Source organism: Gluconobacter sp. Dm-74 (assembly GCF_018256135.1).
Classification (GTDB): Bacteria; Pseudomonadota; Alphaproteobacteria; order Acetobacterales; family Acetobacteraceae; genus Gluconobacter; species Gluconobacter cadivus.
On record NZ_JAERLX010000002.1, the window covers coordinates 147,293 to 167,263 of the forward strand.

At 58.2% G+C, this 19,971-nt stretch carries 22 protein-coding genes; 12 read left to right on the top strand and 10 right to left on the bottom strand.

The window, feature by feature from the left end; translation table 11 throughout:
• The first annotated feature begins 26 nt into the window (after positions 1-26).
• Positions 27-650 carry a RadC family protein gene (locus JK208_RS03875; RefSeq protein WP_249201932.1) on the top strand — a complete coding sequence of 208 codons (624 nt, stop codon included), beginning with the start codon at positions 27-29 and terminating at the stop codon, positions 648-650.
• A gap of 1 nt (position 651) precedes the next feature.
• Positions 652-1,398 (top strand): RadC family protein, encoded by a 747-nt coding sequence (gene radC / locus JK208_RS03880; RefSeq protein ID WP_249201933.1) that lies wholly within the window; start codon positions 652-654, stop codon positions 1,396-1,398.
• 4 nt (positions 1,399-1,402) lie between these two features.
• Here radC and JK208_RS03885 read toward each other — a convergent pair whose 3' ends face one another.
• From JK208_RS03885 to rpmE, 6 genes are all read right to left on the bottom strand, one after another.
• Positions 1,403-2,527, bottom strand: coding sequence for a 5-(carboxyamino)imidazole ribonucleotide synthase (locus tag JK208_RS03885; RefSeq protein WP_211574430.1), 1,125 nt, complete (start codon positions 2,525-2,527; stop codon positions 1,403-1,405).
• Complete coding sequence (gene purE / locus JK208_RS03890) at positions 2,527-3,048, bottom strand: 5-(carboxyamino)imidazole ribonucleotide mutase (RefSeq protein ID WP_211574431.1); 522 nt, start codon at positions 3,046-3,048, stop codon at positions 2,527-2,529. Before purE ends, JK208_RS03885 begins: the two co-directional genes overlap by 1 nt.
• A complete protein-coding gene (locus JK208_RS03895) occupies positions 3,049-3,249 on the bottom strand; it encodes a YdcH family protein (protein WP_011253895.1) in 201 nt (66 codons plus the stop codon).
• Between the two features lie 119 nt (positions 3,250-3,368).
• Positions 3,369-3,953 (bottom strand): DUF1013 domain-containing protein, encoded by a 585-nt coding sequence (locus tag JK208_RS03900; protein ID WP_062028710.1) that lies wholly within the window; start codon positions 3,951-3,953, stop codon positions 3,369-3,371.
• A gap of 210 nt (positions 3,954-4,163) precedes the next feature.
• Positions 4,164-4,622 carry an Hsp20 family protein gene (locus JK208_RS03905; RefSeq protein WP_349291957.1) on the bottom strand — a complete coding sequence of 153 codons (459 nt, stop codon included), beginning with the start codon at positions 4,620-4,622 and terminating at the stop codon, positions 4,164-4,166.
• A gap of 156 nt (positions 4,623-4,778) precedes the next feature.
• Positions 4,779-5,006 (bottom strand): 50S ribosomal protein L31, encoded by a 228-nt coding sequence (rpmE, locus tag JK208_RS03910; RefSeq protein ID WP_062028708.1) that lies wholly within the window; start codon positions 5,004-5,006, stop codon positions 4,779-4,781.
• Positions 5,007-5,195: 189 nt separating this feature from the next.
• On the opposite strand from rpmE, the gene mscL reads away from it, so the two are divergent.
• Together mscL and JK208_RS03920 are read left to right on the top strand one after the other, a co-directional pair.
• Positions 5,196-5,654, top strand: a complete 459-nt coding sequence (gene mscL / locus JK208_RS03915) for a large-conductance mechanosensitive channel protein MscL (RefSeq protein WP_194263293.1) — start codon at positions 5,196-5,198, stop codon at positions 5,652-5,654.
• The gene (locus tag JK208_RS03920; RefSeq protein WP_194263294.1) at positions 5,654-6,046 is read left to right on the top strand and encodes a hypothetical protein; all 393 of its coding nucleotides are present in this window, start codon (positions 5,654-5,656) and stop codon (positions 6,044-6,046) included. Before mscL ends, JK208_RS03920 begins: the two co-directional genes overlap by 1 nt.
• A 33-nt stretch (positions 6,047-6,079) precedes the next feature.
• On the opposite strand, the gene secF is transcribed toward JK208_RS03920, so the two are convergent.
• Both secF and secD read right to left on the bottom strand, forming a co-directional pair.
• The gene (secF, locus tag JK208_RS03925; protein WP_099286582.1) at positions 6,080-7,018 is read right to left on the bottom strand and encodes a protein translocase subunit SecF; all 939 of its coding nucleotides are present in this window, start codon (positions 7,016-7,018) and stop codon (positions 6,080-6,082) included.
• A gap of 5 nt (positions 7,019-7,023) precedes the next feature.
• Positions 7,024-8,565 carry a protein translocase subunit SecD gene (gene secD, locus JK208_RS03930; RefSeq protein ID WP_206033954.1) on the bottom strand — a complete coding sequence of 514 codons (1,542 nt, stop codon included), beginning with the start codon at positions 8,563-8,565 and terminating at the stop codon, positions 7,024-7,026.
• Positions 8,566-8,724: 159 nt separating this feature from the next.
• Between secD and JK208_RS03935 the strand changes: the two genes are divergently transcribed.
• Positions 8,725-9,720, top strand: coding sequence for a Gfo/Idh/MocA family protein (locus JK208_RS03935; protein WP_211574432.1), 996 nt, complete (start codon positions 8,725-8,727; stop codon positions 9,718-9,720).
• Positions 9,721-9,735: 15 nt separating this feature from the next.
• Here JK208_RS03935 and JK208_RS03940 read toward each other — a convergent pair whose 3' ends face one another.
• Both JK208_RS03940 and JK208_RS03945 read right to left on the bottom strand, forming a co-directional pair.
• The gene (locus tag JK208_RS03940; RefSeq protein ID WP_211574433.1) at positions 9,736-11,544 is read right to left on the bottom strand and encodes an ABC-F family ATP-binding cassette domain-containing protein; all 1,809 of its coding nucleotides are present in this window, start codon (positions 11,542-11,544) and stop codon (positions 9,736-9,738) included.
• A gap of 60 nt (positions 11,545-11,604) precedes the next feature.
• Positions 11,605-12,345 carry a response regulator gene (locus JK208_RS03945; protein WP_211574434.1) on the bottom strand — a complete coding sequence of 247 codons (741 nt, stop codon included), beginning with the start codon at positions 12,343-12,345 and terminating at the stop codon, positions 11,605-11,607.
• A gap of 226 nt (positions 12,346-12,571) precedes the next feature.
• On the opposite strand from JK208_RS03945, the gene JK208_RS03950 reads away from it, so the two are divergent.
• The 7 genes from JK208_RS03950 to JK208_RS03980 all read left to right on the top strand — a co-directional run bounded on the left by JK208_RS03950 (position 12,572) and on the right by JK208_RS03980 (position 19,965).
• Positions 12,572-13,075, top strand: a complete 504-nt coding sequence (locus tag JK208_RS03950; protein WP_265589649.1) for a sigma-70 family RNA polymerase sigma factor — start codon at positions 12,572-12,574, stop codon at positions 13,073-13,075.
• Positions 13,076-13,211: 136 nt separating this feature from the next.
• On the top strand, positions 13,212-13,787 hold the full coding sequence (locus JK208_RS03955; protein WP_194263300.1) for a sigma-70 family RNA polymerase sigma factor: 576 nt from the start codon (positions 13,212-13,214) through the stop codon (positions 13,785-13,787).
• A gap of 199 nt (positions 13,788-13,986) precedes the next feature.
• Positions 13,987-14,160: a NepR family anti-sigma factor gene (locus JK208_RS03960; protein WP_194263301.1), complete on the top strand. Its 174-nt coding sequence runs from the start codon at positions 13,987-13,989 to the stop codon at positions 14,158-14,160.
• 86 nt (positions 14,161-14,246) lie between these two features.
• Positions 14,247-16,031: a sensor histidine kinase gene (locus JK208_RS03965; protein ID WP_211574723.1), complete on the top strand. Its 1,785-nt coding sequence runs from the start codon at positions 14,247-14,249 to the stop codon at positions 16,029-16,031.
• 112 nt (positions 16,032-16,143) lie between these two features.
• A complete protein-coding gene (cydD, locus tag JK208_RS03970; protein ID WP_211574435.1) occupies positions 16,144-17,829 on the top strand; it encodes a thiol reductant ABC exporter subunit CydD in 1,686 nt (561 codons plus the stop codon).
• The gene (gene cydC / locus JK208_RS03975; RefSeq protein WP_211574436.1) at positions 17,826-19,502 is read left to right on the top strand and encodes a thiol reductant ABC exporter subunit CydC; all 1,677 of its coding nucleotides are present in this window, start codon (positions 17,826-17,828) and stop codon (positions 19,500-19,502) included. The genes cydD and cydC overlap by 4 nt, the downstream gene beginning before the upstream one ends.
• 55 nt (positions 19,503-19,557) lie before the next feature.
• Positions 19,558-19,965: an OmpA family protein gene (locus tag JK208_RS03980; protein WP_194263304.1), complete on the top strand. Its 408-nt coding sequence runs from the start codon at positions 19,558-19,560 to the stop codon at positions 19,963-19,965.
• Positions 19,966-19,971 lie beyond the last annotated feature (6 nt).

The following is a 19,971-nucleotide window of genomic DNA, read 5'->3' on the forward strand; positions in this document are numbered from 1 at the left end:
CCGGTCCACAGGGACATCGGGCCAGAATGCGCGCACGCGTACTGAACACTGGTGCGAGCACGCTGGCAGACTATGAAATTCTGGAAATGCTTCTTTTTGCCGGCGTACCGCGCAAGGACACGAAGCCGCTCGCCAAAGGACTGATCGGACATTTCGGCAGTCTGGTCGAGGTCTTTCGTGCTCCAACGCAGGCCTTACGGGCAGCGGGCCTGAAAGACGACGCCATCCGTGTCCTGCGCCTCCCCGGCGTTGCGGCAGAACGGCTGGCGTCTTCGGAACAGCGCGAACGTCCGACACTGAGCAACTGGGATCAGCTCGTAACCTATCTCGATCAGGCGCTCGAGGGAGGGGTATCAGGACAGTTCCGATTACTCTATCTCGACAACCGCAACCGGCTGCTGGCGGACGAAACCGCACCCGACGCCGATACGCCAAGCGAACGCAACCGCGCCATCGCCATCCGGGCGCTCGCATTGCACGCTACGGCCCTGATCGGATTTTACGTCCGCCCGACAGAGCGCCCGACCGATCTGTCACAGACAGTCCGACAGCTAGATTTTGCAATGCGTCCCCTGTCCATCACGCTGCATGACGTGCTCATCACAGGAAACGGACCACCCTCCAGCCTGCGTCAGGAAGGATTGCTGTAGGATGGAAAGTGAGACAAGCGGCTTCTCGGATGGCATGACGGGCCTGTCATCGGCCGAGCTGAGACAGATCACAGCCCTGACCGAGCCTCCTTCGAAACTAGAACCGCCACTCGCCCTTCTGACGGGCCGGGGGCGCCATCTTGATGATGCGACCCTGCTGCATCTGATGACCGCACTGTTCACAGGACGGGAGGAGGGCAGCGCCGAACTTTCACATACGCTCTTTGCCCGTTTTGGATCGCTAGCTGCCGTTCTTTCCGCCAGCAACCGTGAACTTGAAAGCATCACGAATATGGGCACGCACATGGTGCCCATGATCCGCCTCCTTCTGGAAGCAGCGCTTCGCTACAACCGGGCACGCCTTCCACCCGAAGACGTCCTCGATAACGAGCAGAAACTCCTCGATTACCTCACGGCCCGTCTGGCCCGGGAAAATATCGAGCAGTTCCGGATCCTGTTTCTAAACGAGAAGAACAGCCTGATCGCTGACGAAGCTCAGGCCAGAGGCACCGTCAACCATACACCCGTCTATCCACGCGAGGTGGCCAGACGCGCCGTAGAAGTCGGCGCGAGTGCTCTGGTTCTGGTCCATAACCATCCGAGCGGCGACCCTACACCCTCAGAAGCTGACCTTCAGATGACGATGCAGGTTCAGGCCGCGCTGGATGTGGTCGGCGTCACGATCGCGGACCATTTCATCATCGGCAATGGCCGCCACACCAGTTTCCGACGCAGCAACCTGCTCTGAACCTTCACCCCCGAGGCGGCAGAAGTCCTTCGAGGGCCAGTTCTCCGGGAAGAGCGCCACGCGGAAAAATGGTGTTCACATGACCCATTTTTCGGCCCTCACGCGCCTCCGACTTGCCATACAGATGGAGCGACGCCCCATCCGTAGCCAGAATGGCCGGAACCCGCGCCATGTCCTCCGGGCCGATCAGATTGTGCATAACCGCATCGGAATGGCGACGCGCAGGAGGGAGCGGCAGCCCCGTAACCGCACGAATATGCATCTCAAACTGATCTACCAGACACGCATCCATGGTCCAATGACCGGAATTGTGCGGACGGGGTGCAATCTCGTTCACCATGAGGCTTCCATCAGCCACATGGAACATTTCCACGCCCATAATCCCGACCAGCCCCAGCGCTTCTGCAATCTGTGCCGCCATATCCTGCGCCTGTCGGGCAATATCAGGCATGACTCGGGCAGGAGCGAGCGTCACATCCAGAATGCCGTCCCGATGGCGATTTTCCACCGCATCGAAACAGCGCACAGTCCCGTCCAGACCCCGCACAACCATCACACTCAGCTCACGCTCGAAGTCGATCATCTTCTCCGCAACAAGCGGGTAGGGCAGATCGTCCAAGGCGGCCAGAGCTTCAGCATCCCGAACGCGGAACTGGCCCTTGCCATCGTAACCAAAGCGCGTTGTCTTGAGAATCAGCGGGAAACCCAGCGTTTCCAGCCCAGACAAATCTTCCGGACCATTAACCGCACGCCAAGGCGCAAGACTGACACCGACTTCGGAGAGACGTGTTTTTTCAGAAATCCGGTCCTGACTGATCCGAAGAATGTCGCCTCCCGGACGCACCGGACGACGTTTTTCCAGAAGTGCCAGGCCTTCGGCGCTAATATTCTCGAATTCGAACGTCACGACATCGCAACGCGAGGCAAAATCCTCAAGCACGGCAGGATCGTCATACGTCCCCACAGTAACAGAAGACGCGACTTCAGTGGCAGAGCTTGGGAAATCCGGGCTCAGAACATGCACATGATAACCGAGCTTCGATGCAGCAACAGCAGACATGCGACCAAGCTGTCCACCACCAATGATCCCGATCGTCCTGCCGGGTGCAAAAACGTCCTGTGTGTTCATTAGACAGGAACGTCCGCCACCGCAGCCGTCTGCGTCGCCCGCCAGGCATCCAGACGCGCCATGACCTGCCCGTCGGAAACTGAGAGGATCGACGCGGCCAGAAGCCCCGCATTGATCGCACCAGCCTTGCCGATCGCCAGCGTACCCACCGGGACGCCACCAGGCATCTGGACGATGGACAGCAGACTGTCCTGACCATTCAGCGCCCGGCTCTGGACGGGAACGCCAAGCACAGGAACGCTCGTCCATGCCGCGCACATTCCCGGAAGATGTGCAGCCCCGCCAGCGCCCGCAATAATGACATGCAACCCACGCCGACGCGCCGTCTTGGCGTATTCCACCAGACGGTCAGGGGTGCGGTGTGCAGACACAATCCGTCGCTCATGGGCAATGCCCAGATCGTCAAGAATGTTGCAGGCATGGCGCATGGTGTCCCAGTCGGACTGGCTTCCCATGATAACGCCAACGCGGATCGGCATGTCACCCTGAAGGGTTTCGTCGGCGGAGAGGATCTGGCTCATTCAGGCAATATTATCCGGGATGAGACGGGTCTCGATCCACGAAATCTCATCTTTAAGCTGAAGCTTGCGCTTTTTGAGGCGCTGAAGCTGAAGCTGGTTGAGGGGATGATGGACGAGACGCTCGATGACAGTATCCAGATCGCGATGCTCGCTGCGCAGTTCGTGCAGGCGTTTCAGCATGGCATTGTCGTCAGTCATCATGGCATCCGGTCCCGGAGAACGGTCAGGCATTGTGGAGAGACTGATTCTTTCCACTCTCTCCAATGCAGTATCATGCCTGAAGGGCACCGGACCAGTACCCGTCAGGTATTCATCCCGGATCAGGCGTGACTGTCGCTGTCCGGCACATAGGCTTCCACGACCGGCAGGGCATGACCTTCGCGCGCCAGACGGTCATTCGCAGCCGTGACGGCAGCATGAAGATCGGTCTGTGTGCACAGACCAAGGATCACCGGGTCGCGCGGCTTAATGTTGGCACTGTTCCAATGCTGGCGATCACGGACTTTGATGATGGTATCCTTGGTCGTGCCAAGCAGCTTGACGATCTGGGCCTCGGAAAGCTGCGGGAACTGGCGCAGAACGAACGCAATGGCATCCGGACGGTCATTGCGCTTGGCAACCGGCGTATAGCGCGCACCCTTGGCGCGACGCTTCACAGGGCTGGCCGTCGGCATGATCTTCAGGCGTGCGTTGGTATCTTTTTCGCAGCGCTTGATTTCGGCTTCGGCAAGCTGGTGGTTCTTGACCGGATCATAGCCGTTGATTCCGGCCGCAACTTCGCCGTCTGCAATCGCCTGAACTTCAAGCGGGTGCATGCCACAAAATTCTGCGATCTGGGTGAAGGTCAGGCCGGTTTTCTCGATCAGCCAGACGGCCGTCGCCTTGGGCATCAAAGGCAGGGTCATGTCGATGCGTTCCTTGCTGGGACACGGAGGGAGCCAGCTTCCGCAGGCACCGATCAGGCGTATCCGGCGAGGAAACGATCCCGCCCGGGATATGATCGCGGCACCTGCTGGATGCTCTGCGATAATGCAAACGGGTATGGGCCACCAAAGCCGCGATGGTCAAGCACCAAAACGGAGAGGCGCATTTTTAAGATGCACCCCTCCTATAGCTTATGCCGTGTAAATAGTTCCAGACGGAGCAGTCTGCCCCGTTCCGTTCCGAACCGGAATACGGCGCGGCCTGGCAGCTTCCGGCACGACCTGCCGAACCATGATGGACAGCAGGCCATTCACCAGATCCGCCTGATCGATTTCCGTGTGATCGGCGAGCACAAAACGGCGCTCAAAGGCCCGGGTGGCGATACCGCGATGCAACCACTCCCGGTCACGATTATTCTCCGGGACGCTCCCGCGCACGACAAGCGTACTATCTTCCTGAACAACATCCACGTCTTCAGGCCGAAAGCCCGCAAGAGCCATCGTCAGAACGTAATTCGTCTCGCCGGTTTTTTCGATATTGTAGGGGGGATAGCTTGGAAGGGCCTGAGCATTGGCAACATTGCCAGCCATTGTGGCCAGACGGTCGAAACCGATCGCGCTGCGAAACAGCGGTGTAAAGTCGTAAGTCACTGAAACCTCCTTCTGGCAGGAATCATCTGGCGCATTTCCCGATATGGCAAAATGCTGTGGTCAAACCAGCCACGACCCGAACGGCACCGCGGCTGATTCTCCAGATAGGTTCCGACCTGTCCGCCTTCAAGAGGAGGCGGGAGGAGGGGCGCCGAATTACTTCGTGCGCGTACCGATGCCTGCAAAGCGCTTGTTGAACTTTGCAACCTGGCCTCCGGTATCCATCATACGCTGGACACCCGTCCAGGCCGGATGGGACTTCGGATCAACGTCGAGACGCAGCGTCGCGCCCGGCTCACCGTAGCAGGAATGCGTCTTGTATTCGGTCCCGTCGGTCATGATGACGGTGATCTCGTGGTAGTCAGGATGGATGCCGGATTTCATGAATGTCTACTCCATAAAGAAAGCTCCGATGCCGACCGGAGCGAATCATCAGGCGCGTATAACGGAAACTGCCTCCAGATGAAAGTAGCCTTTACTGGATCATGTGAGTCCGTTTATCCCTTGCAATGAAAGCGGGCTCGAATGTCAGGCCTGCAACCGTGACTTCACGGATCTCAAGAAAGGTTTGATATGAGCGAGACGAAACACACTCTGCACACTCCGGGCTGGGTCAGCGATTTCCAGAAATTCATCATGCGCGGCAACGTGCTCGATCTGGCCGTCGGTGTCGTGATCGGTGCCTCGTTCAGCGCGATTGTCGGCAGTGCGGTTAAGGATGTCCTGACACCATTCATCGGCCTTCTCACCGGCGGTGTTGATTTCTCAAACCTGTTCATCACCCTCAAAGGACCGGTGAAAGACACGCTCGCCGAAGCCCAGAAGGCAGGCGCAGTGACCGTGAATATCGGCCTGTTCCTCAATGCCGTGATCCAGTTCCTGATCGTGGCCTTCTTCATTTTCTGGCTGACCCGCATCCTCAGCAAGCTGAGCCGTAAACACGACGAAGCTCCTGCCGCTCCGCCGGCTCCGAGCAAGGAAGAGGTTCTCCTCACGGAAATCCGCGACCTGCTGGCCCAGAAAAACTCCTGATGACAGCCATGAAAGTTTCCCGCCCCGCAGCCTGGCGCTCTGCGACGGCTCTGCTTGTAGCGGGAGGCTTTCTGGCCGGATGCGCGGCACGCCCTGAAATGACGGGACTGCCGCCATCCCCCAATTCCCGGCTTTATGCGTATTTGATCGCGCATGGCATGGCACGGGGAGCTGTCATGACCAGACAGATCGGCCCCGATGGACTGACCCGACTGGTCACTCTGGACAAAGCAGCACAGCAGGCAACCCTGAACGCACTGAAGCTGCAAAGCTCATCCGCAAACAGGCAGGCCGATCAGGCGCTCTCCAACCTTCTCGCTGATCTGCCGCAAAAGCCGCCTCCCATGACGAGCCATCCGTCAGAGCAGACACAAAAAAACCGGCTCCCCTAAGGGACGCCGGTTTTTTTGTAGACACTGGCCGTATCAGCCTGCGTCCGTCTCTTTGCGCAACCGCTTCTCGCCCATCAGAAGCAGAAGAGGCGCTGCAATGAAGATGGACGAGGACGTTCCTACGACGATCCCGAACAGCATGACCGTCGCAAACCCGGTCAGGGTGCTTCCCCCAAACAGTGCCAGGGGCAGGGCTGCCAGAAAGACCGTCATGGACGTACCAAGTGTCCGGTTCAGGGTTTCGTTGATGGACAGGTCCAGCAACTCCCGCAGCGGCATCGTCCGATACTTGCGCAGATTTTCCCGGATACGATCGTAAACGACAACCTTGTCGTTCGTGGAATAGCCCAGGATCGTCAGAAGAGCCGCAACCATCACCAGATCGAATTCAAAGCGCGTGATGGCCAGAAAACCGATCGTTTTGGTCAGATCCAGAATAAGCGTCACCACGGCACTGATGGCAAACTCACGCTCGAAACGCACCCAGATATAAACTAGAATCATCGCAAGGCTGAAGCCAAGCGCCAGCAGGCCGTCGCGGAACAGTTCGGAGGATACCGAAGCCCCCACGGCATCAGCGCGCAGAACTTGCGTGCCCGGTTCAGCAGCCGATATGGCGTTCTTGACACCATCGACCAGCTTCTGGGTCTGCGCCTCGCGATCCGCCCCTTCGGGAGCGTTGATCGAAATCCGAACATCGCGCGGCGACCCGAACGCCTGCACGGCATCAGGATGAATGCCGGCATGATCCAGAGCTGCCCGCAGCTTGCCAAAATCGGCAGGCCCGGGGGTTTGGGCTTCCACGATGATGCCACCTCGGAAATCCAGCCCAAGTTTCAGACCGGGCTGGAAGAACAGGATGACGGAAGCAATGGAGAGGACCGCCGAAACGATCAGCCCCATGTGACGGCCGCGCATGAAATTGATGCGCTGATCGTCACGGACAAAACGGAAAAGAGGACGTGACAGCATGACGATCAGACCGGAAGTTCTTTGGGACGGGCGAGGGCGTACCACCGCACGACCAGAAGGCGTGACAGCAGGAGGGTCGTGAAGAGGGTCGTGACGATACCGATGGTGATCGTCAGGGCAAAGTTGCGCACCGGCCCCGTTCCGAACACGAACAGCATGACATGCGCCAGAAATGCCGTGGCGTTACTGTCGATGATCGTGCCGGTCGCGCGGTCGAAACCTGCCTGCAGAGCCTGAAGCGGGCCCCGGCCGCGCTTCACTTCCTCGCGAATACGCTCATTAATCAGGATATTGGCATCAACGGCCATACCCAAAGTCAGCAGCATACCGGCCATACCCGGCAGGGTGAGCGTCGCCTGAAACAGCGACAGGATCCCAACCATCAGGATCAGGTTCGCAAACAGCGCGATATCGGCATACAGACCAAAGCGCCCGTAAAACAGCACCATGAACACGATGACCAGAAGCAGACCGGTCAGCAGGCTGATGATACCGGCACGAATAGACGCGGCACCAAGGCTCGGGCCGATCGTACGCTGTTCGACCACCGATAGCGGAGCAGGCAGCGCACCAGCACGCAGCAGCAATGCCAGATCCGACGCACTGCGCGCATTGAAGCCACCCGTGATCTGACCGTTTCCAGCCGTGATCGGGCTGATGATGTTCGGGGCCTCAATAACCTTGTTGTCCAGAACGATCGCGAAGCGCTTGCCAACATTGGCCCGTGTGACGTTCGCAAACGCCGTCGCACCCGCGCTGTTGAGCTGGAACGTCACCGCCCAACCACCGCTCTGCTGATCGATTACTGCACCGGCATTCGTCAGATCCGTGCCGTCGACATCGACGTGATCCTGAACCGCAACCTGCGTATGCATGCTCTCGTCTTCAAGCATCGTCGAGCCGGGGCTGGCAACGCTCGGGTTCGGAGCCAGCAGACGGAACGTCAGGCGTGCCGTTGTGCCAAGCAGGCTCTTGATCCGCTCGGGATCGCTGACGCCCGGAAGCTCGACGACAATCCGATCGTCGCCTTCACGCGCAATGCTCGGATCAATCGCACCCGTCGCGTCGATACGACGGCGAACGATCTCAATGGACTGCGCCACGGCTTCGCGCGCACGGGCCAGCATCGCCTCATGCTGAAGTGTCAGAACAATCCGCCCGTCTTTTTCGGACGTTGTAAATTCATTCGGCACCACAGGCGGCAGGGACTGCATGGCCTTGAGCGCCGCATCACGCTCGGCATCCGAACGTGGCATAAAGCTCAGGCTTGCGGTCGCATCGTCACGAACAAAATCCCGATATCCAAGAGAGTGATCCAGAAGAGTCTGGCGCACCTGATCCTGAAGGGATTGCAGACGATCATGCTCAAGAGATTTCAGATCGAGCTGAAGAAGAAGGTAGGACCCACCCCGCAGATCGAGCCCCAGATGGATCTGCCGCCAGGGCAGGGACGGTGCGGGAGAACGCAGGAAATTGGGCAGACACAGGAGCACGCCAATCAGGCAGATGCCTGCGACGCCCAGCAGTCTGAGCCGGCTATAATACATCATATCAGGTCGAGACGTCCTCGGCGGATTTGGACAGATCGTTTTTCAGATCATTTTCTGGCCGGGACCATGCCGTTTCCGCCATGCCGATGCAACCTTTTGCCTCTTTGCGCCTGCACGACCTTCCCGGAAAACAGCGCGCCTGATAAGCGTACCTACATGAATACAGCGCAGCAGCTTCGTGTCGGTATCGTCGGGGCCGGTCATTTCGGACGGTTTCACGCCCTCAAATCCGCAGCAAACCCGGCCGAACAGCTTGTCGCTCTTTATGACCCCGATCCAGCCCGCGCAGCCGTTGTGGCAGCAGAAGTTCGTTGCGGAATTGCCACAAGCTACGAAAATCTTCTTGAACAGGTCGATGCCGTCATTATCGCGGCCCCGGCGGAATATCATTTTCACCTGACCAGTCAGGCCCTCAGGGCCGGGCGACATGTTCTGGTCGAAAAACCGATCGCCGCCACGCTGGACGAGGCATATGCCCTCGCCGAACTGGCCGAACAGACCGGAAAAATCCTTCAGGTCGGTCATCTGCTACGATATTCTGCTGAACATCACGCTATCACCGAACGGATCAAGGCGCCCCTCTACATTGAGGCAACCCGCATTGCTCCATACAAACCCCGCGGGACGGATGTTTCGGTCATTCTCGACCTGATGATCCATGACCTTGATCTCGTTCTGGCGATCGTGGACAGCCCCATCGCGGAAATCGACGCACTGGGCGCGGCTGTTTCGAGCGCGCATGAAGATATTGCCAACGCCCGCGTCAGATTTGAAAACGGCTGCGTAGCCACCATCACGGCAAGCCGAATTTCGCTGAAAACAGAACGCCGTATGCGACTGTTCTCACAGGACGGATATCTTTCTGCCGACTTCATGGAGCGCAAGCTGAACTTCATCGGCCGTGAACGGGGCCTTCCCCTTCCGGGCACAGGCGGGTTCCGCCGTGAGGCCATAAGCTGGAAAGACCATGACAATCTAGCAGCCGAACATGAGGCCTTCGCCGCCTCATGCCTTTACGGCGCGCCCGTTCTGGTCGATGCGCAGGCTGGAATTAGAGCTCTGGATGCTGCCATCCGTGTCACGGACAGCATTAAGCGATCCAGAGAGATCATGGAGCTTTCCGGCCTGATTCCAACCTCATCGAAAAGCTGAAAATTTTCTTTCAAATTACTGATTTTCAAGAAGTTCTTTTTTTATTTCCAGTTCGAGCCACTCTTCCTCGGACTGGGTTAGTTCTCCTTCGGCGGCTTCAAGAAGCTGCGTGGTCTTCTCGAATTTGGCAGAATCCCGGCTATAGAGTTCCGGGTCTGCGAGAATGTCGCGGTAGGCCTGAATCTTCTTCTCCAGATCAGCCATTTTCTTAGGCAGCAGGTCCAGAGCCCGCTTGTCGTTATAGCTAAGTTTTTTCGTCTTTTTATCTGTTTTTAAAGCAGATTTTGGTGCGATTTCTTCTGCGCCAGAAGAGGGAATTTCACGACCTGCCGGGGCCTCTCCACGCTGAATCAGCATGTCCGAGTAGCCGCCCGCATATTCGATCCACTCACCGCCACCATCTGACACCAGAACCGAACTCGCAACCCGATCCAGAAAATCACGATCATGACTTACCAGCAGAACCGTACCCGCATAATCGGCCAGCATATCCTGAAGAAGATCCAGCGTTTCCAGATCGAGATCGTTCGTCGGCTCATCAAGCACCATGAGGCTCGACGGCTTGGCCAGAGCACACGCCAGCGCCAGCCGACCGCGCTCTCCCCCTGAGAGTTTTCCAACCGGGGTGCGAGCCTGTTCAGGACGGAACAGGAAGTCTTTCATATACCCAATGACATGGCGCTTTTCGTCGCCGACCTGCACCATATCTCCACTGCCACCAGCAAGGGTCTCAGCAAGCGTTTTGCTAGGATCAAGGCTTTCCCGCTGCTGATCCAGCGTCACCATAGCAACAGAAGGCCCCATCTTGATGGTGCCTGATTGTGGTTCCATTTTTCCGGTTAAAAGGCGCAGAAGCGTTGTTTTACCCGCACCATTTGCTCCCACCAGACCCAGCCGATCACCACGCAGAATTCTCAGATCGAGATCCCTGACGATGGCCCGATCATCATAAGCCCAGTTGACGCCTTCTGCTGCAATCGTGATTTTGCCCGCGCTTTCAGCATCAGTCGCAGCCATCCGCAGCGTACCCTTGTTGCGGGAGGCAAGCTCACGGCGCTGCGCCCGAAGCGCTGCCAGTTCTCCGACACGGCGGACATTCCGTTTACGGCGCGCCGTGACGCCATAAATCATCCAGTCTTCTTCCCGCGCGATCTGGCGGTCCAGCTTGTGCGCATCGCGCTCCTGCTGTTCCAGAACCTCATCGCGCCAGGTTTCATAGCGGGCAAACCCCTGATCGAGCCGCCGCGTCACCCCATTTTCCAGCCAGACGACACTGCGAGACAAAGTCTCCAGCAAGCGGCGGTCATGGCTGATAACGATCATCGCACAACGGGAGGCAGACAGTTCCTTTTCCAGCCATGTGATGGACGGAAGGTCCAGATGGTTGGTCGGCTCGTCCAGCAGCAGCAGATCAGGCTCGGCCGCAAGAGCGCGGGCGAGGGCGCAGCGCCGCACTTCACCGCCCGAAAGACTTTGGCAACTTTCCTCGCCCGTCATCCCGAGTTCCGCCAGCATGGAGCGTGCACGGTAAGATTCGGTCTCATCAAGACCTTCAGATGCATAATCGAAAGTCGTGGCGTAGCGCGAAAGATCCGGCTCCTGCGCGAGATAATGGACCTTTGTGCCGGGCTGCACGAAACGCTTGCCCGAATCCGTCACGATATCGCCCGAAGCAATCTTCAGCAGCGTGGATTTTCCGGAGCCATTGCGTCCGACAAGACAGATACGCTCACCGGGCAGAACAGCAAGCTCTGCGCCATCAAGAAGCGGTCGTCCGCCAAGAGTAAAAGTAATATTCTGAAGGGAGAGGATGGGTGCCGACATGGCTTCTTATGTGTCGCAGCGGAGCACCCGCCGCAAGCCACCCCACTCCAAATTATGCCATCAGACGAGCGTGACCCCACCAGTGACAGCCTGATAGGTCGCGACAGCCAGCGTCATCGGCTCGAACGGCTTGGTGATGACAAAAGACGGCTCCTGCGTTTCGCCCGTCAGCAGACGCTCGGGATAGGCCGTAACGAAAATGACCGGCGCCTCATGGGTCCGCAGGATGCGCCCGACGGCCTGCATACCGTCTCCACCGCCACCAAGATTAATGTCCGCAAGAATGAGGCCGGGTTTCGTTTTCGCAGCCAATTCAACGGCATCCGCTTCGGTATGCGCCACGCCTGCAATTTTGTGACCACAGCGCTCGACCAGATCCTGAATATCCATGGCGATGATCGGCTCGTCCTCAATAATCAGAACGCTGGTCTGGGCAATTCCCTGAAGGCCAGCCCGGGCCTTGTTGAGTTCAGCCGCAGCCTCTTCTTCAGTTAGGCCAAGAGCCTGCGCGCTGGAGGAGAGAGACTGTTCCTCAAGCGACGTTAGCAGAAGAAGAGCGCGCTGACGTAGCGGCATACCCACCGCAGCATCCCCTGCATGCTGCTCCGTGAACTTACTGACAAGTAGGCCGTAGAGCGCCTGTCGTGCGGACAGATTGCTATTGCGATGTGTCTCCATCAGCGTTTTCAGTGCCGCGGCGACAAGCTGATCGCCCGTCTTCTGATCACCGACAAGAGCGCGGGCAAAACGGCGGGCATAGGGAAGTGCCTTGACGAGTTCCTGACGCGCCAGATCAGTCATGAGTTCATGGCCTCCTGAAAAAGATATCTGCCGACCCACCCCTAAACGGAATGCATCCTGCTATGAAGGTCGAATAACCATGACACGATGCCCAATCTCCGTATAGTGTCTGTGGCTGCGCGGTCGTCTGCAATGTCGCGTGAAGGATATTCTTCTGAGCACATCAGCGTCCGAAGGGCACCAATCTGGCCCATCTTCCCAGAAAGTCAGCTTTCACAGCAGCCTTTTGCAGACCCTTCCGGATCTGCGAGGCTTTGCGCGCTTTCTGACACGGGACGCGACTGCGGCGGACGATCTGGTGCAGGATACGATCGTGCGCGCTCTGGCATCGCAGGATCAGTTCCAGCAGGGAACAGCTCTAAAAGCATGGCTGTTCACAATACAGCGAAACGCTTTTTACGAGCAGACCCGTCGACGCAGCCGCGAGCAGGAAATCATGCTCGATATCGAACTCGATATGCAGCCATCTACAGCTGTTCCGTCCCGCCAGAATGCCCGTGATGCCGTTCAGGATCTGGGAGAGCTGCTCTGGAAACTCCCGGATCTGCTGCGTGAAGCCCTGATCCTCGTAGGAGGACAGGAACTCTCCTACGAAGATGCCGCACAGGTCTGCAATGTTCCTGCTGGCACCATGAGGGCGCGAGTTTCCCGTGCAAGAACCCAGCTTGCGGAGCTAGCGGCAGAAAATACTGACATCCCAGAACCGGATCCTGAAAAAAAAATCATCTAATCTATGGCTGATTTCCGCGGGATATGGACACGGGATCCTCTGTTTTTAAAAATTATTCTCTTCCCGATGCAACATTCTCATTCGACCATTCATTGATCTCCTGAAAACAGACAGAACGAAATCAGGAGTCAGTTCCATGACGTTCCACGATCAGGTTATTGCCATTCTTCCGAAGCTGCGCGTTCAGGCCCTCTCACTGACCCGCAATCGCGCTGCTGCAGAAGACCTCGTACAGGACGCCGTGTGCAACGCTCTGGCAGCACAAAACAGCTTCATCCCGGGTACGAATTTCTCGGCATGGATGCATCGTATTCTGCGTAACCGTTTCATCTCAGACCTGCGCAAACGTCGTGAAACAACCGATATCGATGATGTGCCCGCAGCATCTTTTGCCAGCCCGGCGACGCATGAAGACAATCTTGCCCTGAAGGATCTGTCGATGGCGCTTTCCCGCCTTCCGTCCGATCAGCGCGAGGCATTGGTCATGGTCGTGATTCAAGGCATGAGTTACGAAGAGCTGGCCGAGGCTACGGATTGCGCCGTCGGGACAGCAAAAAGCCGCGTTTTCCGGGCACGTCGTCAACTGGAAGCCTGGATGAGCGGAGACCTTCCGACCAACGACAAACTTCGCGTCAAGGTCAAAGCCCTGCGCGATGCAATGGACGCCCGTCGGCGTGCTGGCCACGCATCTGAGGATCTCATGCTCTCCTGATGCGTTGCCTGTAAGAGAGCAGATCCCAGTCCATTGCGGATTGGAAGCGATTGCAGAAAACGCGACGTTTTCGTAAGACTGTTTCTGGCAGTTCATCCTGTAACGGCTTTCCAAAAGGAATCCGGAGTTCGCGCCATAATCAGTATCAGAGGTGCATAATCTGCACTTCTGACGTCACAGGAAGGTTCGGGACCAGCCAATGACCGCAGGAGACAAGCGGAAGTCTTCAGTCGACGATATAAAGGGGGAGGAACAGGACTCACCTTTCGGCATCTGGCTGAGCCGGGGTCTGCATCAGCTTTTCGACGATGTTGCAAATGAGCCAATTCCCGATGAGCTTCTCCGACTGATCGAGGAAGACCGAAACAAGTGACTGTTCTCCGGTCTGGTTCTCCAGACCTGAATCCGCGGCGCTGGCACCGCCTGCTTCGCGGACGCAAGGCGCTGCGCCATATCCGAATGCTCGATACTGTCGGCGCCCGGGTTATGGCGCTGATCGTCGCGACCACCCTTCCTCTCGCAATCATCGCGTCCATGCTTGCCTGGCACAGCTATCAGCAGAATGTCGGCAACAGCGCCCTGCGTACGGAACGCGATACGCAGCTTGCGATTTCAGAAATCACGACAGATCTGGACCAGACCCATACCCTTCTGGATATGCTGGCCGATGGAGACATTTCATCCGGAAATGCTCTCCGGGAATTCGCGCTCGTCCAGATGGTCTCCCAGCATCACTACTGTCTGTTGATGCTGACGGATGCCGAGGGGCGACCCTCTGTCGTACTGCCGTCGCCTTCAACTCAGGACCCGGCGATCTGTCACTCACCGGAAAATGCGTCGCCTTCGATGATGTCTGCTTCCGCAAGACTGCCCGTCGCCGGAATTGATGTGCTCAAGGGCGCGCGAGGCCCACTTCTGAAATTTGTTGTTCCCATTCTCAGCAACAATTCCGTTTCGGGCTATATCGTAGCTATACGGACCTTGGGGTGGCAGCAGAACCATCTTCGAAAAGGGGACAGTCGGCTTCTTCTTGGTACGGAGACTAATTCCCGGCATTTTCTCGCAATGCCTGATGGTTCTCTCTACTCGCTTTTTCCGGATCGTCCCGTATCGGTCAACCTGCCCCCAAAAGCGATGGCCCGTCTTCAGCGGGATATTACCGCCCAGAGCCAACATGACGTTTTCACAAATCAGGGCATCACATATGCCTTTCAGAACGCTTACGGGCCGGTCAGCCTGATTGTCGCTACCGAGCGCACAGCGGAAGAAAGCCACGCCCTGAATATCTTTCTGATCCGGGTCAGCCTGATTGTTGGACTTCTGGTTCTGGAACTGCTGGGCGTGGCACTTGGCGCCAGTATCTTCCTGGTTGATCCCCTTGAAAAACTTGCGCGTGCCGTTGCGGACTGGAGGCGGGGCGCCCTGTTCGCGCCCAGAAACAACCATTCTATTCCACTTGAAATCCGGCACCTGGAAAAAGCCTTCCTGCGTGCTACACGCCGCCTGACACAGCATGAAAAGGCTCTGGAACAGTCAGCCCGCAATCAGGACATGCTGATCCGCGAGATCCATCATCGCGTGAAGAATAACTTGCAGGTCGTGGCATCACTGCTCAATCTTCAGGCAAGCCGGATCCGCTCACACGAAGCCCGGGAAGAATTCCGCCTCGTGCGGGACCGTGTGAGAGCACTCGCAACCCTGCATCGTTATCTCTACTCGGAAAACGGTCTTTCCGCTCTGGACGTTCAGAGCTTTCTTGAAGAACTCTGTAGCATTCTGCTGTCAGCCAACAGCATGAATGCTCAGACCCGTATCCGACTCCGGCTTGATATCGAACATGTCCTGATCTCACCCGATCAGGCCGTACCGATTGCGCTCATCGTGACGGAAGTTCTCAGCAATGCCCTGCGATATGCGTTTCCAGGCGAGCGGGCAGGACGTATCGTCATTGCCCTTCACAAAGTTGTACCGCCAGATCCGGACAAAGAAGGACTGGTAGAACTGAAGCTGGGTGATGACGGCATTGGCATTGATGCCGGTCAGGCCAGCGAGTCCCGGACGCGTAGGGAAGGGATCGGTATGCAGCTCATTCGTGGATTTGCCCGACAAATCAATGCGGACATGACCGTCAGCAATGAAAACGGAACCTGGTACACTCTGCGTTTCATTCCAGAACGCCCGTCCCTTACGGCACTCGCCATGGCGCGCGAGGCCATTAATCACGACGAAGACTCGGTGCGGTAATCACGTAGCAGCCGCAGGTTTTCCCTTTAAAACCACAAAAAACTCTAAATAAGCTGCAAGAATTGCTCGAGGCACTGTCTTGTCGCGCTTTTGCGACCTATATGCAGGGGTCATGAAGGCCGACAAGACAATCGCAAAAGCGTGGGTAAAGGCACAGGGACGCGCCAGCCGCTCCCGAACCTCTGTCGTAGTATGTTTAGGATTGCTCTCAACCCTGCTGGGACTCCTGCAGGCCTGGGCGCTGGCACGAACGCTCGCCTCAGTGCTGACACACGACACGGACAGTATCGGTCCGGCGATTGTCGCCTTCCTTCTGGCCTGCCTCCTCAGGGTCATTCTCTCGACCGTGCAGGAAATGACCGCCATATCCGCCGGAATTCAGGGTCGCCGCCGTCTGCGAAAAGAAGTGCTGGATCGTATCCTCAATGAAGGACCAGCTCTTCTGCGTCGCCACCACAGCGCAGCCATCGCCGCAACGCTGGTTGACCGGATCGAAGCGCTCGACGGCTACTTTGCGCGCTGGCTGCCTGCCGCGTCGCTCTGGCTGGTCTCTCAATGGCTGGTCGTGATCGCAGTTTACCTCGAGAATCATCAGGCTGGCCTGATCCTCGCTGCCTGTTGCGCCGTCCTCCCCATCTTTCAAGCCGTCTTCGGAATCGCCACAGCTGTGGCGTCCCGCAAACAGTTTCTGGCCATGGCACGCCTTCAGACGCGTTTTTTGGACCGCGTGAAAGGGATCGCGACCATCGTTCTCTCAGGCGGAACTGAACGCGAGACACAGGCTCTGGCGAAAAGTGCCGACGATCTGCGCCAACGGACCATGAAAGTCCTGAGGATCGCCTTTCTTGCTTCCGCAACCACGGATGTGGCGATGGTCGTGGCACTCGTGCTGATCGTCGTAACGCAGGCCCACACCCTCATGGGGCATCCGTCCAACGCCGTCCTGACCCGCGCGCTCTACGCCGTTCTTCTGGTTCCTGAAGCGTTTGCCTCGTTCCGGGCACTTTCAGCAGCTTATCAGGATCGTGCGCACGCCACCGCCGCCGCAGAAGCCATGCATGAACTGGCCCCGCTAACCGAACGGATAGTCACCACTCCCGATATCCTCCATGCCGACAGCGGCATCTCCGTCACGGCAGAGAACGTCTCTTTTGCATGGGACGAGCAGCGCGGCACGGTCATTCACGATATCAGCTTCGTTCTTGCCGCAGGTGAGACACTGATTCTGGAAGGTGCCTCCGGAGCAGGGAAATCCACGCTTCTGGAACTGCTGCTCGGCTTCGTCTCTCCGTCCCAGGGACGCATCCTGTTTGATGGGCAGGACATGCAGGATTTTTCTCCGCGACAAATTTCCTCCCTGATCAGCTGGATCGGTCAGAAGCCGGTCCTGTTTGCCGGGACCATCCGTGAGAACATCCTGTTCGCCAAGCCCGATGCGACGGCCGACGAACTGGACCATGCCATTTCCGCGGCTGCCGTCGATCAGTACCTCTCATCCCTGCCGGACGGTCTGGAAACGCGGATCGGGGAGGGCGGCTTCGGTCTCTCCGGCGGTCAGGCGCAACGCATTGCCATTGCCCGCGCCTATCTCAAAAACTCGCCGCTTCTGCTGCTGGATGAGCCAACCTCCCATCTGGACCCGAAAACCGAGGCCAGCATCCTCGCAAGCCTGAAAGAACTGGCAAAAGGCCGGACTGTCATTCTTTGCAGCCATTCCGCACAGGCCCGACAGTTTCAGGGACGCCACCTTGTCCTTGATGGTGGCCGCGCCATCGCCTTTACGGGAGAAGCCGCATGAGTGCCTCACTGCCCACGCGCCCGGAAACACGCAGCGAAACAGCGCTTTCCCGAATCCTTCAGGTCTGGCGTCCGCAATATACGCGTCTCATCACAGGCATCATCATTGCCGAATTGGCTGTGTGTGCGGGACTGGCCCTGATGGGGCAGGCAGGTGGCCGTCTGGCGGGGGCTGCGATCGGCGTTGGAGCCGCCTATTTTCTTCTGCGCCTGTCCGGTGCAGCCCAGATCGTCCTGCGCTATGTGGAGCGTCTGTATACTCATGACGCCATGTTCCGCGCTCTGTCGGATCTGCGGGTGTGGTTTTATCGCAAACTCGCTGGCGGCGCTGCGGCGGGTCTGGGTTTCCAGCGTTCGGGAGACCTGTTGTCCCGCCTAGTGTCCGACGTCCAGACGCTCGACAACCTCTATCTGCGAATTTTTGTCCCGCTGGTTTCAGCGCTGCTGACGCTTCCAGTCGCCACGATCGTCTGGATGAAAGCAGGAACACAGGCCGGGCTGCTGACAGGCGCACTCTTTGCCGTTCTCGCTTTCGTTCTTCCATTGATGGGCGCGCACCTGTCCAAACGTTTCGGGCCGGACATCCTGCATGCGGAATCCGAACTTCGGGTTGCTGCACTCGATCTGACCTCGGGCCTTCGCGAGGCACGTGCGTTCGGTGCGGAAGACGTCCTCGCCGCGGTCGTTACGGAGCGGCAGGAAACCCTCTTCAAGGCCCAGCGCCGCCAGCAGACCCGTATGGCGCTCATGCAGGGTTTTGCAGGCCTGATCGCTAAAGGGGGCATCGCCATCATCCTGTGCGCGGTTGCTGGACTCCTGTTCCCCCAAGCACCCGCAGTCGCTGGCCTTACAGCGCTTTTCGTTGCCATCACGGCCCTCGAAGGCGTGACAGGTCTGGCACGGGCCGGTCTGCTGGGCGGACAGGTCAACCACGCCGCCCAGCGGATCGTTGAGATTGCCGATAAGGCTCCTCCGGCTCCAGAGGGCAACGCACCGCTCCCGACCGGACGGGATCTGCGTCTCGAAAACGTGACGTTCAGCTGGGCGCCGGATCGGGCGCCGATTTTCCACAATCTGAGCCTGACCCTGCGTCAGGGAGAGCGCGCGGCGCTGATCGGGCCTTCCGGAGCTGGAAAATCCAGTCTGGCCGCGCTGATCCTCAAGGCCGCATCTCCTGTTCAGGGCCAGATCCTGCTGGGCGGGACTGACATCAACACCCTGCGCGACAGCGATCTCCGCTCCCAGATCGCATGGCTGTCACAGGCCAGCCACCTGTTTGATGATACGGTCCGCGGCAACCTGCTTCTTGGCCGAGAAAATATTTCCGAAGAAGCTCTCTGGACGGCTCTAGAACAGGCCCGGATCGCGGATGTCGTTCGCAGCCTGCCTGACGGACTTGAGACATGGATCGGCGAAGGCGGCTCGAAACTTTCGGGCGGGCAGGGGCGCCGTATTGCTCTGGCGCGCGTCCTGTTGTCCGATGCGCCCATTCTCGTTCTTGACGAGCCGGCAACAGGGCTGGACGCCGATACCGAGCGCTCATTTCTCGAAACGCTCAATAACGCGACCGCAGGGCGAAGCGTTCTGCTGATCGCGCATCGTCTGACAGGCGTGGAAAAACTTGACCGCATCTGGCGTCTGGAAGACGGACAGGTTATTTCCAGTGCATGCTGAACGGCTGTGCGCCGCCCCAGCTTCACGCCTTTCCACCCTGACAGGACGCTACGCCATGGCACGTTTCCTCTCCCTCATCCGCATTGCGGCCCCGGTTTTCGTTCTGTCAGCTGCGCTGGCAGGATGCGCCGAACAGCCCACGCGCGACAGCTACGTCGTTTTCTTCGACCGTGAATCCGTCACACTCAGCCCTGTCGCACAGGCTGTCGTCACCAAAGCCGCCACAGCCGCCCGCGCTGAACATGCCACGGTCGTCCGCGTTTCCGGCTCGGCCGGGGTCAATGGTGACGCCGCAGTCCTGAAGGAGCTGGCCACGAGCCGCGCGCAGGTTGTTGCCACACAGCTCAGCAATGACGGCATCAATGGCGCCAAAATCGAAATGACGCCCTACACGCCAAGCCAGCTTGAAGATTCGCACGTCGCCCTGCGCCGCGTTTCCATCACCATCGTTCCGGGTCTCTGATCCGGA

Excerpts from the sequence above, each read along its gene's own strand:
- JK208_RS03875 (WP_249201932.1), top strand. The coding sequence starts at position 27 with ATGCGCGCACGCGTACTGAACACTGGTGCGAGCACGCTGGCAGACTAT.
- radC (WP_249201933.1), top strand. The coding sequence starts at position 652 with ATGGAAAGTGAGACAAGCGGCTTCTCGGATGGCATGACGGGCCTGTCA.
- JK208_RS03885 (WP_211574430.1), bottom strand. The coding sequence starts at position 2,527 with ATGAACACACAGGACGTTTTTGCACCCGGCAGGACGATCGGGATCATT.
- purE (WP_211574431.1), bottom strand. The coding sequence starts at position 3,048 with ATGAGCCAGATCCTCTCCGCCGACGAAACCCTTCAGGGTGACATGCCG.
- JK208_RS03895 (WP_011253895.1), bottom strand. The coding sequence starts at position 3,249 with ATGATGACTGACGACAATGCCATGCTGAAACGCCTGCACGAACTGCGC.
- JK208_RS03900 (WP_062028710.1), bottom strand. The coding sequence starts at position 3,953 with ATGACCCTGCCTTTGATGCCCAAGGCGACGGCCGTCTGGCTGATCGAG.
- rpmE (WP_062028708.1), bottom strand. The coding sequence starts at position 5,006 with ATGAAATCCGGCATCCATCCTGACTACCACGAGATCACCGTCATCATG.
- mscL (WP_194263293.1), top strand. The coding sequence starts at position 5,196 with ATGAGCGAGACGAAACACACTCTGCACACTCCGGGCTGGGTCAGCGAT.
- JK208_RS03920 (WP_194263294.1), top strand. The coding sequence starts at position 5,654 with ATGACAGCCATGAAAGTTTCCCGCCCCGCAGCCTGGCGCTCTGCGACG.
- secF (WP_099286582.1), bottom strand. The coding sequence starts at position 7,018 with ATGCTGTCACGTCCTCTTTTCCGTTTTGTCCGTGACGATCAGCGCATC.
- secD (WP_206033954.1), bottom strand. The coding sequence starts at position 8,565 with ATGTATTATAGCCGGCTCAGACTGCTGGGCGTCGCAGGCATCTGCCTG.
- JK208_RS03935 (WP_211574432.1), top strand. The coding sequence starts at position 8,725 with ATGAATACAGCGCAGCAGCTTCGTGTCGGTATCGTCGGGGCCGGTCAT.
- JK208_RS03940 (WP_211574433.1), bottom strand. The coding sequence starts at position 11,544 with ATGTCGGCACCCATCCTCTCCCTTCAGAATATTACTTTTACTCTTGGC.
- JK208_RS03945 (WP_211574434.1), bottom strand. The coding sequence starts at position 12,345 with ATGACTGATCTGGCGCGTCAGGAACTCGTCAAGGCACTTCCCTATGCC.
- JK208_RS03955 (WP_194263300.1), top strand. The coding sequence starts at position 13,212 with ATGACGTTCCACGATCAGGTTATTGCCATTCTTCCGAAGCTGCGCGTT.
- JK208_RS03960 (WP_194263301.1), top strand. The coding sequence starts at position 13,987 with ATGACCGCAGGAGACAAGCGGAAGTCTTCAGTCGACGATATAAAGGGG.
- JK208_RS03965 (WP_211574723.1), top strand. The coding sequence starts at position 14,247 with ATGCTCGATACTGTCGGCGCCCGGGTTATGGCGCTGATCGTCGCGACC.
- cydD (WP_211574435.1), top strand. The coding sequence starts at position 16,144 with ATGAAGGCCGACAAGACAATCGCAAAAGCGTGGGTAAAGGCACAGGGA.
- cydC (WP_211574436.1), top strand. The coding sequence starts at position 17,826 with ATGAGTGCCTCACTGCCCACGCGCCCGGAAACACGCAGCGAAACAGCG.
- JK208_RS03980 (WP_194263304.1), top strand. The coding sequence starts at position 19,558 with ATGGCACGTTTCCTCTCCCTCATCCGCATTGCGGCCCCGGTTTTCGTT.